Origin of the sequence: Burkholderia sp. MBR-1, assembly GCF_013822785.1 — a bacterium.
GTDB lineage: Bacteria > Pseudomonadota > Gammaproteobacteria > Burkholderiales > Burkholderiaceae > Burkholderia > Burkholderia vietnamiensis.
Genome location: NZ_CP053613.1, coordinates 15,238 through 29,080, shown reverse-complemented (window position 1 = coordinate 29,080; position 13,843 = coordinate 15,238). Strand labels below are relative to the sequence as shown.

At 61.8% G+C, this 13,843-nt stretch carries 12 protein-coding genes; all 12 read left to right on the top strand.

Annotated features, from left to right (window positions below):
• Positions 1–3: 3 nt before the first annotated feature.
• The 12 genes from MBR110_RS31580 to MBR110_RS31525 are packed head-to-tail and all read left to right on the top strand — an operon-like array spanning position 4 to position 13,030.
• Entirely contained in the window at positions 4–1,278 is a 1,275-nt protein-coding gene (locus tag MBR110_RS31580) for a TrbI/VirB10 family protein (RefSeq protein ID WP_011875479.1), read from the top strand.
• Positions 1,275–2,081: a transglycosylase SLT domain-containing protein gene (locus tag MBR110_RS31575; RefSeq protein ID WP_011875480.1), complete on the top strand. Its 807-nt coding sequence runs from the start codon at positions 1,275–1,277 to the stop codon at positions 2,079–2,081. The genes MBR110_RS31580 and MBR110_RS31575 overlap by 4 nt, the downstream gene beginning before the upstream one ends.
• Complete coding sequence (locus MBR110_RS31570; RefSeq protein WP_011875481.1) at positions 2,078–3,343, top strand: TrbG/VirB9 family P-type conjugative transfer protein; 1,266 nt, start codon at positions 2,078–2,080, stop codon at positions 3,341–3,343. The genes MBR110_RS31575 and MBR110_RS31570 overlap by 4 nt, the downstream gene beginning before the upstream one ends.
• Complete coding sequence (locus MBR110_RS31565) at positions 3,343–3,765, top strand: lytic transglycosylase domain-containing protein (protein ID WP_011875482.1); 423 nt, start codon at positions 3,343–3,345, stop codon at positions 3,763–3,765. Before MBR110_RS31570 ends, MBR110_RS31565 begins: the two co-directional genes overlap by 1 nt.
• A gap of 2 nt (positions 3,766–3,767) precedes the next feature.
• The gene (locus tag MBR110_RS31560) at positions 3,768–4,325 is read left to right on the top strand and encodes a toxin co-regulated pilus biosynthesis Q family protein (protein ID WP_011875483.1); all 558 of its coding nucleotides are present in this window, start codon (positions 3,768–3,770) and stop codon (positions 4,323–4,325) included.
• Between the two features lie 5 nt (positions 4,326–4,330).
• On the top strand, positions 4,331–5,935 hold the full coding sequence (locus MBR110_RS31555) for a type II secretory pathway protein (protein WP_176331726.1): 1,605 nt from the start codon (positions 4,331–4,333) through the stop codon (positions 5,933–5,935).
• 5 nt (positions 5,936–5,940) lie between these two features.
• Positions 5,941–7,263 (top strand): type 4b pilus protein PilO2, encoded by a 1,323-nt coding sequence (locus tag MBR110_RS31550; RefSeq protein ID WP_011875485.1) that lies wholly within the window; start codon positions 5,941–5,943, stop codon positions 7,261–7,263.
• The gene (locus MBR110_RS31545; protein ID WP_081062879.1) at positions 7,250–7,831 is read left to right on the top strand and encodes a hypothetical protein; all 582 of its coding nucleotides are present in this window, start codon (positions 7,250–7,252) and stop codon (positions 7,829–7,831) included. The genes MBR110_RS31550 and MBR110_RS31545 overlap by 14 nt, the downstream gene beginning before the upstream one ends.
• Positions 7,828–10,068: an ATPase, T2SS/T4P/T4SS family gene (locus tag MBR110_RS31540; protein WP_011875487.1), complete on the top strand. Its 2,241-nt coding sequence runs from the start codon at positions 7,828–7,830 to the stop codon at positions 10,066–10,068. Before MBR110_RS31545 ends, MBR110_RS31540 begins: the two co-directional genes overlap by 4 nt.
• Positions 10,069–10,094: 26 nt before the next feature.
• Positions 10,095–11,198, top strand: coding sequence for a hypothetical protein (locus MBR110_RS31535; RefSeq protein WP_011875488.1), 1,104 nt, complete (start codon positions 10,095–10,097; stop codon positions 11,196–11,198).
• An 11-nt stretch (positions 11,199–11,209) separates the two neighbouring features.
• Positions 11,210–11,803 carry a type 4 pilus major pilin gene (locus tag MBR110_RS31530; RefSeq protein WP_011875489.1) on the top strand — a complete coding sequence of 198 codons (594 nt, stop codon included), beginning with the start codon at positions 11,210–11,212 and terminating at the stop codon, positions 11,801–11,803.
• Positions 11,804–11,812: 9 nt separating this feature from the next.
• The gene (locus MBR110_RS31525) at positions 11,813–13,030 is read left to right on the top strand and encodes a hypothetical protein (protein ID WP_011875490.1); all 1,218 of its coding nucleotides are present in this window, start codon (positions 11,813–11,815) and stop codon (positions 13,028–13,030) included.
• Positions 13,031–13,843: the final 813 nt, after the last annotated feature.

The window sequence follows — 13,843 nt, the reverse complement described above, 5'->3', positions numbered from 1 at the left end:
CGTATGGCAAAACAGACCGATCCGACCAGCCCGGAAGAGAAAGCTTTGTTCAAAGGGAAGGTGCCGCGCAACGTTATGATTGCCGTTGGCGCGATCGCGGCCCTCGCTATAGGCGGGCTGGGTTTCTACACGCAGACTATCGAAGCCAACAAGGCCGAGGCAGAAGCACTGCAGGCCAAACGTGAACGTGCTGCCGAAGCAGTCGAAAGGAGCAGCGCGAACAAGACTGACGTCGACAAGATCATCGAGGAACAGCAAGCGGAAGCGCGCCGACGAGCTGCTGAAGCGGCTGCAGCATCCAGTGCTGCGGCCGCCGCGAACGCGAAGAAGCCGACGCTTTCGGCTGACGCCGTCTTGCCGACCGGCAACACGGAGGAGCTCAAAGCTTCGAATGACCAGGACAGCATCTTCGTCTCCCCGATTTTCCGGGCGGGCGTTAAGGTCAAGGATGCGCAGCCGCAGCAACCGCAACTGCCAAACGGCGTTATCTCGCCGCAACAGATGCTGCTTCAGCAGGCGGCGGCTCAAGACGCTGCGGTGAAGGAAGCGACCGCGCAAGCAGCCCTGGCTTCACGCGGCGGACAGGGAGTCGGTGCGATGACGACCCAGAAGCGCGATACCGCTTTCCTAAATGACGTTGCGCAGTTGAGCGAGGGTAACAAGGATTTTGCGCGAACTGGCATTGTTGGCCAGTCGCACGGATGCACGTTGTCGCCGCCGGCGAAGATTCCGGTTCTCTCGAGCGAGGCACTCAACTCCGACCGTCCCGGAACCGCGTCGCTGATCGTCGAGAGCGACGTGTACGCGAACAATGGCGACGGCCGGTGCCTTGTGATTCCGTGGGGCACCACCATCGTTGCGCCGTACAGCTCGGACATCCAACCTGGGCAGGAGTCGATTCTCGTTGCCGGGGCGGAAATGCGTCTGCCGAACGGCAAGCACGTACCGTTGTACGGCGCACAGGGCGCTAACGGCGATGGCGCTGCCGGGTTCAGTGGACATGTCAACAACCACTTCTTGAGGATCTATTCGACGTCGTTCCTGACTGCGATTCTGGTCCGTGCCTTCAGCAATAGTGATCAGAGCACTACGACCGGCCCGCTCGGCGTCACTCAAGCAGGGAGCACGGCCGGTCAAATCGCTGCGCAGACAGCGCAGTCGGTACTCGATCGCTACAAGAACATCCCGCCCACGATCACCTCGTCACCCGGTGAGCGGCATTTCATGCTCAAGGTCAATCGCGACATGGTGCTCGAACAGTATCGGGGGCCGCGATGATCGCGCGCGCGGCCTTTGCCGTCGCATTCGCGCTTGCGTGCGCACAGGCGCAGTCGGCCGTGATCGCGCAGGTTATCAGCCCGGTGAGCGTCGTCATTCAAGACGGGGCGACGCGCCGTGTCGCAATGCTACCCGGCAAGCCGGTCTACTACTGCGGTCTTGACGCCTTCGTCGACTGGGCATCACCGTTGATCGGCCAGCCGGTGCGCAGCTCGCGGGACGCCGGCATCACGGTATCGATCGATGGCCGCGACGTTGCGCTGGACGATCTGTTTATCGACCGTGGATGGCTACAGCCGCCGGTGCTGGATGAGGGTGCGCAGGTGGCGCTCGCCGAGCGCAGGGGCGGGTGGGCGTGCTCGCGCGCGGTTGTTCCGTTCGAGCTACTACACACCAACGTAGACCCGAAGATACTCGCTGGCATCGCGCTTAACGAATCGAATTACCGCGGTCGCGCATGGCCGTGGACGCTTAATGTCGCGGGTCAGGGTTACTTCTTCAAGTCCCGTGAGGAGGCGTACAAGGCAATCGAGTCGTTGCTCGCGCGCGACCGCTGCGATTTCGACGTCGGCCTGATGCAAGTGAATTGGTGCTACCACGGCAAACGCTTTGCGTCTGCATGGGCCGCGCTCGCGCCCGCGACAAACGTTGCAGCCGCTGAGGCGATTCTCACGGAGAACTTCGCACGTACCGACTCCGTGGCGAAGGCGGTCGCGTATTACCACAGCGCGAATCCCACTCCCGGGCGCGCTTACCTCGCACGCTTCGCCCAACACCTTTCTATGATCGAGGCAGGCCTGTGAAGTACACGATCAAGTTTCTGGCGTGCGCCGCGTCGGCGATCGTGTGCGCGGCCGCGTCGGCGGCAAACACCGATCCTTTCGACTTCGACTACGACATTCTCGGCGGTATCTCCGAACGGCCGGCGCTCATCTTCAACGATGGCGAAAAGACCTACATTCAGCCGCGTGCCGGCCAGGTCATCGTTGCAGATGGGGGCCACACCGAAGGCCCGTACGTTGTTGTCGAAGGCACGCCGTCGTCGATCACGTACAAGGTCGGCGCCCATTCTGCGACCGCGCGCTGGAAGAAGGCGAACACGTTTATCGGGGGTACCGGAGCGCTGGCTGCCATGAAGGACGATCAACCCGCAGGCTTTGACGGTTTCACGAACCGTCTGGTGATGATCGGTACACGTTCCGCTCTCGAACCTGTCCGCGCGATTCGCGCGTCGATGACAGTCGGTGGATTCGTCAAGGCGCTCGTCCCTCAAGGCTGGACTGGATCGGCTCAGAAGGACGTCGACTTGACGACGCTCGAGCAGTTCGGCACGCGCGACGGCGAAAACTGGATGCAAGCCCTCGACCGTTTGATGGCGCAAACAGAGCTATACGCGGATGTCGATTTCACTGCGCGCCACGTGCGCCTGCATCGAGACGCGCCGAAGTCCGCAGCGTTGAACTACGCGTCGTCGAGCCGCGATGCTGATGAAGCTGGTTTGAACCGGGTTGTTGCGCAGGTCACAGCAGAAGCGCCGCCGGTGTCGCGCCTGGCTGAACGCTTCGGCGCGCAGGCGATTCGTGACGGCGACGACACGCACATCCAGATTCGATTCACGTCAAAGCCTGCCAAGACCGTTACGTTTAAGACGCCTGACGGGAAGGCGCTGCATCCGAGCTGGGACGACACGAAAAACGTGCTCACGCTCGACCGAGCGGAGCGCTTCGTAGTTGCGGACGAGAGCAACCACGTGGAGGTTACGCGCGATGCGAAGACGGTCTATGACTTCGACCAGCCGAACGCGGCAAAGCTCGAGGCAGTGTTCGATCGGGAGGGCCGGACGTACTTCAAGTTTTCCGGGTCTGTAGTGCGGGTCGGCGTAACGGATGCGCGGAATCTGGGTATCGGCGAACAGAAGGGGCGCTACTTCATGTTTGAAGGGACCTCCGACCTGTTTACGGTGACTGCCGACGGCAACACGATCCACGTCAAGCGCCGCAAGGAAGTGGTGTACCGCGAGGTGCCGGACGCCACCCTGCAGGCCGGCGGAGGGCCCGCATCGTGATGCGCATTGTACCTATCGTCGCCGCCGTGCTGGCATTTACCGCACTGCCGAGTCGTGCAGATTGTCTCGACGACGCAGCCGCGTTCCATGGCGTAAATCCGCAGTTGCTGCGCGTGATCGCGCAGCATGAATCCGGGATGCGCCCGAACGCAGTGAACAGGAACACGAACGGCAGCGAGGACATCGGCCTCATGCAGATCAACACGTCGTGGCTGCCCACGTTAGCGCGTTACGGCATTCGGCGAGAGCATCTCTTCAACGGCTGCGTCAGCGCATACGTCGGCGCGTGGATCCTCGCGTCGAATGTGCGCCGTTTCGGACCGAATTGGAAGGCGGTCGGCGCCTACAACGCGGTAACGCCATCTAAGCAGCTCGTCTACGCGAGCGCGATCTATCGCCGCTTTATGCAACAGGGCCGGTAACCATGCAGAAGACACTCTCGAATCACGCGCGGGCTCGCGCGCTCGTGGCGGCGGCGCTTGCCGTGGTTCATCTCGCGGCATACGCAGGGGTCGATCTGGCCGCGAAATCCATCGACGCCGACGGGTGGCAGGTGCTCGCTTCGGCACCGAAGCCGCAGCCGGTTGCTGCAGAGGGTGCGAAGCAGGCGCAGCTGCTGGCGGTGCCGGCGCCCGCGCCGACGAGCACCACGGCGGGTCCGTCTACTGACGTCGCTGCTGTCATGTTGCCGGGTGCCGGTGCACCGGCCGCGAGCGGCACGCTGACGTTTTCCGTGACGCCGGCGGACGTGAATTTGCGCGACGCGCTCGATCGCTGGCTGCAGCAGCAGGGCTGGCAGCTCGCATGGAAGATCGACGACGACCTCCCGCTGGAGTTCAACGCCACCTTCACGGGCGATTTCACTTCGGTGCTGCAGCAGGTGATGAAGGCGACAAACCACATGCGCACGCCGACGCGCGCCTGCCGCCACTCGAACAATGTCATCCGCGTGATCGTACGCGCGGGCAATTGCCAGGATTGAGAACCATGCGTGTTCACCTTTTGAAATCCGCTGTCGCGATTGCGGTCGCGCTCATGGGCGCAGGGTGCGCCGTGACGCAGCAGGACGTCAATGATAGTTACGACGCTGCGCACCGCACCATTTCCGAGGCGCTCGGTAAGGGACCCGCACCGATGGCGCTCGTCGAGGACGTACCCACGGCGTTCCTGGGTGACAGACTGGTGCCGCTCGCGTATGAGGCGACGCTGCCCGCCGTGTTCCGCGACAAGACGGTCACTCTGCCCGCGAACCTAGGCATCCGGCAGATCGCCACGCTCATCTCGACCGCAACGGGCTACCCCGTGCACCTGAGCCCCGACGTGTTCGTGCCGCGCGACACGCTGGTGCCCGGCCAAACGGAGTCGAAAGGCCAGAGTAACAGCGCGCGAACAGAAGAGCCAGTCTACCGGCAGGCGTTTTCCGGCAAGACCGGCATGTATATGCGGAACATGACGACAGACCTCGGGCTCGACTGGTCTTTCGACGGCAGCACGATCAACGTGAATCGGTTCGTCACCCGCATGTATCAGATCGCGGCGATTCCGGGCAAGGTGTCGATCAAGTCGACGATGAGCAAGGGCATGGACACGTCGACCGGCAATCAGTCTGCAAGCGGCGGAGGCGGGAGCTCGGGCGGCAACACAGGCTCGTTCTCTGCCCAGACGTCGACCGGTCGCGAAGGCGATTTCGATCAGATCGCGTCGATCACGGCGGAAATCGACAAGCTGAAATCGCCCATGGGCCGAGTGAGTGTGAACCCGCAAAGCCGCCTCGTGATGGTGTACGACACGAAGGAGGCCGCAGACAACATCGGCAAGCTGCTCAACCACGAAAACGCGATCTCCACGCGCCAGGTGGCGATTACAGTCAGGACGCTCCAGATTGCATTGAACAAGGGAAGTCAGGCGGGTATGAATGCCGACGTGGTGTTCAACGCAATGCACGCTGGGCTCGCGCGGTATGCGATCAGCTTTATGTCGCCGACGTCGCTCGCGACGGGGGGCGGCTCGGTTGGCGTGTCGGTGTTGCGCCCGGACGCGCCGTTCTCAGGCACGAACGCGGTTGTGAACGCGCTGAACCAGTATGGTCGCACGGTACAGGACAACACGATGACGAAGATGACCCTCAATGGGTTGCCAGTCTCGATTGCGTCGTTCAAGAGCGATGACTATCTGCGATCGACGACGCCGTCGTCGGGGTCGCTGACGGCGACGTCCGGCGGTGTGCCGGGACTGACGCCTGGCACCATTACAACCGGTGACTTCGTGAACGTGCTGCCGGCAGTCAACGACCACAACCAGATAGTGCTCGCGTACTGGGCGGACAGCTCGAAGCTCAACGGCCCGTTCACGAGCGCAGGGGCGGGCTCTGGCCAAACGCAGCAACAGATCCAGCTCGCGCATACGGTCGGTACGAAGGATGATCAGACGATCGCACTGTCGGACGGCCAGACAGTCGTGTTGTACGGCGCGATCACGGATCAGGCGGACAGCACGACGAATACCGGCATTGCGGGCCTTACCGGGAGCTGGAACAAGGCGAAGACGTTCCAGGTGATCATGCTCAAGGCGACGGTCGTTCCGTCGATGTGATGGTCATGATGCACATCACGGAACCTCTGCCGAGCGATAAGCGCGCACGCTTGGTGTTCGGCATCGACTGGCGCGCCTACCCCGTGAAGGGCGGCAAGGCCGAGCGTCGACGCTATGCCGATGCCTTCGGCGCAACGCACTACGTCGAGTTCAAAGTCGGCACTGAGCAAATCGGCGGCTTTGCAATGCCGGACACGTCAGAGCTGAAGGGCGCGCAACTGTACTCTGGCGCTGCCCGCGTGGCGCTGCACGATCGCATCAAGAATCGAGCGGCAGCGTTGGTGCTGCTGCAGGATGAGCAACGCGTCTACGCGGTGTTCGTGGTGCGTGGTGCGGTGCGCAGCGACGAAGTGCTGACACCGGAGGCCGCGCAATCGCGCCGTCTCGAGATTGAGCAGGAATGCCTGAAGAGCAACCTCTCGCTTGTGACGCTCGGTGCTGGCGACCGGATCGGGGATGTCGATGAGCCGTTCCAGGCGAGCGAGCTGCTCGCCAGTCGGAAGGCTGGTCGAATCTCGAGGCTCCCGGTGTCGGTGCCGACCATCCTGCCTGTCGCGGCAATCATCGTGGGTGCCTTCCTCGGTGTCCCGAAACTGATGGACGTCCTTTCACCTCCGCCGCCGCCTCCTCGCACACCAACGTTCGCGGAACAATATGCAGCGGCAGTGCAGGAGACGTTTGCTAAGCCACGACCACGTGCGTCGCAGCTCGCGCCAGCGCTACTCGCCGCCGTTGGCGGATCCGAGACCGTGATCAAGGGGTGGCTGTTTCAGGAGGCGAACTGTCCGTCGTCGGGCTATTGCACGATCACGTTCCGTCGCCATGGCGGGACATTCTCGGGCTTCGCGCAAGCAGCTACCGCAAGCATGCGTCCGGTGGTATTCGCACGTGATGGCTTGACGCTCACGTCACGCGGGGCGGCGGTTCCCACCGTGGCACGACTGGTTGAGAGCGAGTCGAGTAAATGGCCAACCGCACAGGCATTTATCGAACAGCTCCAAACGCCACCGCAACGGATGTCAGCGCAGACGTATGAGCTGCACTCGTACGGATACACAGTCACGATCGAGGAGGCTCGACCGCTCATTGCGGTCGCCGGCGCCGGAACACACGTAGGCCGAGTGATCAAGCAGGGCGACTGGACGATTGATGGCTTCCGCTGGCAGTCGCCACTTCTGGAAAAGCTGCCTCCCAACATGGCGCTCGAATCGCTGCAGGTTCAGCTACGACTCAAAGAGGGCGTAGCGCCGACGACAAGCAGTGACACTGGCGATTCGCCTTACGGCGTCCACTTCACCGCGAAGGGCAAATACTATGTCTTTGATTAAGCACGTACTCATCGCGGCGGGTGTCGGCGTAGCCGTCTCCGCCCACGCCGATCCAGTCGGCGCGCGACTGTCGATCGACGACATTGACCAATTGGCCCGGGCCAACGTTGTGCGCAGTCTGGGCGGGAGCGCGCCGGGAGTTCCCATGCTACCGCCACGTGCGATGTCGCAACCGCAACCGGGCATCGCGGCCAGCGGTATTGCTGCAAACGCATCCCCGAAGCCAATTGACAAGCCGGCTCGACCGGTCCGCCCCCTTGCCGATCCGGTCTCGTTTCTTGGCGCGTTCAACGACGAAGCGGGCTCACACGTCCTTTACTCGTATCGCGATGCGATTTATCCGGCTCGCGTCGGTGCGACGCTGCTCAACGGCTGGAGCGTTAAGGCTGTCGACGGCTACGCCGTCACTGTTGCAGAGGGGAAGCGAACCTGGAAGGAGCCGATTCGTGGCGTGGCGCCGGTTCAGATGTCGCCGGCAACGGCCGCAATTCGCTCGCTGGTAGATCTGAGTTCGCCGCTCCCCACCGGCGCTCCGCTGCCAGGCGTTCCCCTCGGAGGCACTCAATGAGCTTCTTCTCGGAAGTGGAATCGCCGGAGCCGGAAAAAAACAGTTTCTTCGGCCGTCTCAAGGCGCTGAAGCGAGGTTTCGTCGGCAGCTCGCCCGCAGTGATGCCGATCGTCGGACGGGAGCCAACTGACGGCGGCGAGACGGCACACGTGTTTGAGCCGCGTTCCAAGACCACAAGCAAGTGTGTCAAACCGCGACACGCCGATCGTGCCGAGCCGATGACGATGGGCATGATGTTGCGCCGGGCACAAGATGAAATCGAGGATGTCGAGGTAATAAGCGAGAAAGCTGCGGCATCGCGACTGGAGGAGGCGGCCGAGGCTTCGGCCGCCTCTAGCGAGCTTTCGGCGCCGTCGCCTAACGCGCGAACTGGACAAGACACCGCGCCTGACGACCAGATTGAACGAGGTGGTGAGGCCGCACAGTCGCCGTCGGCAGGGCCCGTTGAATCGATGTCCATCCCTGTTGAGGAGAGCTCCGCAGACGGCGCCGCCGTGCAGCACGGCGGCGGCTTCGACGAGCCCCCCACCGTTCGCCGCATCGGTATGGACCTCGCCGAGGCGCCGGAACTGGCGATCGAAACGGGGCGTCCGAGGTTAGTCTCCGCCGAATCGCTGACGTTCAAGCGGGTGTTGTGCCAGCGGGATCCGAATGCCGCGCTCGCCGTAAGCGACGCTGCCAGGCGCGAGTTCATTGCAGTAGAGCTACAGGCCGGCATCTCGATCGTGGTCGCGACGCAGCGGTTCCACGACGGCCAGCTCTATGCGACCTATATGAAGGATCTCGCGCGCGCCGATATCTCGATCCACGAAGAGATGGTTGCGGACGAGGACGTGATTGCGGCCCTGTATAGCAAGGAGAAGCAACGGACGTCTGAGTTCGTCCCGGAGGCTTCCCGGGCGATCGGCGTCTTCCGAGATGTCATCGAGGCTGCCACTGCATACGGCGCCGCCGATGTGCACTGGGAATACCGAGACTTCGCCGAGGACGTCGAGCTCCGGCTTCGCGTCGACGGCGACCTCTACACGTATCGGCAGATGCCGAAGGCGCTGGTGCGTCGTTCGTTGTCGGCGGCCTATCAGGATCTCGTCCAACGAAATACCAACTCTGGAGAGACGTTCCAGCCGACGGCGCCGCAGTCCGCGATGATCCCGCTCGTCGCACACATGGATATCGTCAATATCCGGTGGCAGAGCGCGCCGCTCGTCGGTGGGTTCGACGTCGCGCTTCGGTTGCTCGACGGGAACTTCAAGCACGTGAATGTGCTTCTTCCGCATGAAATGGGACTCGAGGCGAGCCAACTTGCGATCATCGAAAACCTGGGCAAAGTCACTGGCGGTGCCACGTTCCTAACCGGGGAGACCGGATCGGCGAAGACCACATTGCTACGCGCGATGTCGTACCTCGTACCGAATCGTGACCGCATCAAACAGTTCGCGGTCAACGAGCCGTCAGAAGTCCCGGCGCCGTGGCTGTCCGACATCTCGATTCAGCGCCGCCCGGGCGAGAGCGAAGAGGACGCGAACCGGAAGATTGTCGAAGTGATTCGCACGCTGATGCGCATGGATCCGGACGACCTGACGATCGGCGAAGTGCGGGACTCCGTGCTCGCTGGTCTCGTTGCCGAACTCGCGCTGACCGGTCACCCGGTGCGGGCGACGCTTCACGGCAACAGCATTCTCGGTGCAGTGATGCGACTGGTCGGCGGTCGACTGAAGCTGCCGATGGACGAGGTTGCATCGGGTAGCTTCCTGAATGCTGTTGGCAACCAAAAGCTGATCCCAAAGCTTTGCCCGCATTGCAAGCGCTCGGCACGTGACGTGCTGACGCAGCAGCAGATCGCGACGCTCGAGCGGAAGTTCGGTCTCAACCCATCGACCATGGCATGTCGGGACGAGGACGGCTGCGAGCATTGCCGGCGGCCGGGCCTGTTCACGCGGTCAGGCAAAGTGGCGGCCGGCATCAAGGGGCAGACGCTTGCGATGGAGTTGTATCGGCCGACGCCGGAATTCTTGGAGCGTGTCGGAGCGCGTGATTGGCGAGGCGCAGAACGGGTTTGGCGCACTGGCCGGAGGACGGGCTTCGCAGATGCTGATATGACGGGCAAGACCGTCTACGAGCACGCTTTGTACAAGGCCTCCCAAGGGATGATCGACCCGCGCTTCATCGATGAGTCGATGTGTGCATTCGATGCCTACTGCGTCTTTCCTGATTCGATGGGGGCGCAGCCATCGTGATCAAGGCACTCATCTATTGGATCTTCATGGCGCTGCCAGCAAAGGAGCGTATGCGGGTAGCGACTTGGCGATTCCGTGCGCTGCGCGAGATGTTCTATCGAGAGACGCGCCTCGACGTGGCGAAGAAAGGCCTGCGGAACAGCGAAACGCTGCTCGAAAGGCTGACGACGCTCGAACAGCGCCATCGCTCGCGCAAGAACTTGTCGTGGCCGGCATTCCAGAAGATCGCGCAGCGCATGCGCGCCGGCGACGATTTTGCAACCGCGATGAAGTCGTTCGTCCCGACTGACGAGTTCGTGTTGCTCGAGTTGGCGGGCCAATCGCCGCGTGACGACGCCGCCATCCGCGGCCTTGAACTCGCAGAGATGGCCGCGCACGCCAAAGGCGTGCTGTCGGCTACGACGTCGATGCAGCTTGCCTATCCCGCGTTTCTAATCGTCTACCTGTACGCGTTTTGCGTGCTGTTCGGATCAGAGATCCTTCCCGCGACGTTGGACGTTCAGCCTCTCGAAAAATGGTCGGCGTTTGGGAGAGTCGTGTACGCCTTCGATACGTTCTGCGCCGACTACTGGTGGCTGACGAGTTCCGTCGTCGCGGGGCTCGTTGCCGGCTATTTCTACACGCTCAAGCGCTGGACAGGTGAGCGGCGAAACAAGATCGATGCGATGCCCTTGATGTGGCGCAATCGGCGGGATCTTCGAGCCGCCCTGCTGATTGTGTCGCTGGCCGGATTGTTCGACTCGAGTCTGACGCTGCGCGCGGCACTGGACAGGTTGACGAAGGCGGCTGACCCATGGATGCGCTGGCACTTGCGGCGGATGAGCGCGCGATTGACTGCGAACCCAGACAAACCAATGCAGGCGCTCGATACAGGCATCTTCTCGGAGACCACCATCGACATCATGACCGATGCGGCCGGACGTGATCAATTCGTGGAGTCGATCAAAGAGCTTGGTCAGCACTCCCTGTCCCGAGTGGTCGACGCAGTAAAGCGGAACGCGAAGATCACGCATTACGTGCTGTTGGGCGGGGCTGTACTGCTGTTTCTTGTGTTTGGCCTTGGGTCGTACTTCGCGACCGGTGCAGTCGCCTTCGACGGGGCTTCCACTTCCCTCAACCAGAAATTCTAGGAGCAAGCGACATGAAAAAGACCAATAAAATGGGCACGACCAAGCGACGGTACATCGGCAAGGGCCGCCGCAAACAGAAGGGTGAACTCTCCCTGGTAGAAGCGGCCGGCGTGATGGCCGCTGCCGCACTCATCGCGCTCGTCGTGTACATGGGCCGTGGTTACGTGATGGACCGGATCCACGCGATGCAATTCAAGAGCGAAGCGCAGTACTTCGTCAGCGGTATTCAAGACGCCACCGCGGGAGAGATCGATTTCTCGAGCGTCACGATGCTTTCGCTTACGCAAAATCGAGCGTTCGACACCGCTGGGCGTCGCCTGAACAAAACCACAGGTGCACTGACCGGCCTCTTCGGGGGCGCGGTGACGGCGGCGCCTGCAACCGTGACGGCTACCAACGACGCGATCGCCGTGACGTATCCGATCCCGGCCAAGGTGTGTGCGCTATCCGCCGATTCGATTTCCGAGGCCTATACGCAAGTGAAGGTGAACAACACCACGATCTCCGGGCCGTCGACGACATTCGATTCGGGCACAGCGGCTGCAGCGTGTGCCTCTGCAGGCGCGACCGCGAGCGTGATCATGTACGCGACCAAGGGCAACTAAGGAACGACGATGCTCAGCATCATTGAAGCCGTGATCGTGCTGGTCGCTACTGCGCTTCTGACGTTACAGGGGATCCAGCACGACGTCGAAATGCGCAGGCAAGACGTGCTGAGCGTCGAGGGAAAGAATCAGGCGGTGATTACCGCAGCACTTTCGAAATGGGTAACCGACAAGTACGCCTCCTTGGTCGGTCAAATGGTCGGATCGAAAGCAACAGCTATCGCTCCACCGACGTTAGCGGATTTGCGCGCCGGCGGATACCTGAAGGCCAACTATGCGACCGGACCGATCTGGGGCGGCAACTACATGATTCAAATGAGCGTCGGCCCGGACAACTGTTCGACCGGCTCCGGCTCATGCCAGGTGTCATACGTCTTCTATTCGTCCCAACCCGTGACTCGGCTCGGAAAGCCGGATGTCGCGGGTGCTGGGATCGTGGCGCAAGCAGCTGGAAATGACTTTGGCATCTCGACTACCCAGAATCCGGCGACGATCAAGGGGCTAAACGGAAGATGGTACGCGGTGAATCCGGTACCGGGCGCACCTGCGGCCATTGTCATGGCGACGAACGGCCCGTCTTCGGACGGGAATTCGGTATTCATCCGGCGGGATGGCGCGCTGAAGTGGACGGGGAGCCAAGACGTCAATGGCGTCGACCTGCATAACGTCGGCAACATTGACGCGCAGGGGACGATCGCCGCTCCGATGATCGCGACGTCTAACGCTGCCGTCAGCAACGCGATTCGAACGCCCGGAACTCTCGCGATCCAAAACGCGGCTGGCACTGGGCCTGCACCGATCAGCAGCGGCGATTCTACAGTCAACGGAAACGCGACCATTACCGGTACTGCGACGATGGGGAGCATCGCAGTCCCGCGCGCGGCGTGCGCCGGCACTGGCATTGCGTCGGCGGCCGACGGTTCGGGGATGTTGTTCTCGTGCCAACGCGATCCGATCTCCGGCTTGCGTCAGTGGCTGCCAGTCGGAGGGACGTGGCAGCAGTACGCGCGATATCTGGTATCGCATGGAGCATGGGTGCCCGCACCAAGCTGCAATGCCGGCGGCACACCGGAGGTTCTGCTCGCGCCCCAGAGCGTCTACATCGATCCGACGGCCGCGGTTAGTTTCAATGCCGACGGGGTTGGCCCTTGGACGATCAGCATCACCGACGGTAGCGGCAATCCGATTTCGATCAACGCAGTCGCAACGACCTACTGCGCATATTAGGAGCGTGGCTTGAGAAAGATACTGGTTTTGTTTCGCGTGGTCCTGCTTTTTGCGACGGTGGTCGGAGCAGGTCCGGCTTCCGCTGGTCCTGCGCGCTGTTCATATGGGAATCAAGATTCAACCTGTACCACGCCACTGAGATCCCAGCCGATTCCGCAGCCGCAGTGTTCCTCGGGACCTGGCTGGACGATGGCGTCTGCTGCCGTCTGGCAAGGCTCACGCTGGTCTGCGCCGCAATGCAATTATCAGTCACCGCCCAGTTGTCCGCCCGGCATGGTGTTGCAAAGTGCGGCCACGTGGAATGGAATTGCCTGGGTTGGCTTAGATTGCGAGTTCCCCCAAGCGACAGTAAACACGGGTGCGGCATTTGCAAATTGTTGGCAGGCAATTCTTCGCAAAGCTGTGTTTACGTGGGGTTTGACAGCAACGATGTTCAATTGGCATCAAACCGCGGGTGCGACTTGGACGGGAGTTGACGCTAAGGGCGCCACCTTTGCTTATGCACCGCTCGATCAAGGTCAAACGTACGTCGACAACTACCAGTACATGATCGAATATGCGCAGGGGGGACAGTATTTCGTTAGGGCTATCACGAAGACATGGCTTCTCTCGAGCGGCGGCGTCTGGATCGGTCATTATGAGTTCGCGTGTCCTGTCGACGCCTCGGGGAATATGACGGGGCCGACCAAGGTCCTGGGTGGAGTCTGGGGGGATAACCCCGATCTTATGGGCGTAGTCCCAAAGTCCAAACTGCATTGGATCAGCGATTACGATCTTGGCCTAAACTAGGCGTAGCAGTGCATCTATATCGGG

Coding starts and splice junctions, on each gene's coding strand:
- MBR110_RS31555 (WP_176331726.1), top strand. CDS start 4,331: ATGCGTGTTCACCTTTTGAAATCCGCTGTCGCGATTGCGGTCGCGCTC.
- MBR110_RS31560 (WP_011875483.1), top strand. CDS start 3,768: ATGCAGAAGACACTCTCGAATCACGCGCGGGCTCGCGCGCTCGTGGCG.
- MBR110_RS31580 (WP_011875479.1), top strand. CDS start 4: ATGGCAAAACAGACCGATCCGACCAGCCCGGAAGAGAAAGCTTTGTTC.
- MBR110_RS31525 (WP_011875490.1), top strand. CDS start 11,813: ATGCTCAGCATCATTGAAGCCGTGATCGTGCTGGTCGCTACTGCGCTT.
- MBR110_RS31545 (WP_081062879.1), top strand. CDS start 7,250: ATGTCTTTGATTAAGCACGTACTCATCGCGGCGGGTGTCGGCGTAGCC.
- MBR110_RS31535 (WP_011875488.1), top strand. CDS start 10,095: ATGGCGCTGCCAGCAAAGGAGCGTATGCGGGTAGCGACTTGGCGATTC.
- MBR110_RS31540 (WP_011875487.1), top strand. CDS start 7,828: ATGAGCTTCTTCTCGGAAGTGGAATCGCCGGAGCCGGAAAAAAACAGT.
- MBR110_RS31550 (WP_011875485.1), top strand. CDS start 5,941: ATGATGCACATCACGGAACCTCTGCCGAGCGATAAGCGCGCACGCTTG.
- MBR110_RS31530 (WP_011875489.1), top strand. CDS start 11,210: ATGAAAAAGACCAATAAAATGGGCACGACCAAGCGACGGTACATCGGC.
- MBR110_RS31565 (WP_011875482.1), top strand. CDS start 3,343: ATGCGCATTGTACCTATCGTCGCCGCCGTGCTGGCATTTACCGCACTG.
- MBR110_RS31575 (WP_011875480.1), top strand. CDS start 1,275: ATGATCGCGCGCGCGGCCTTTGCCGTCGCATTCGCGCTTGCGTGCGCA.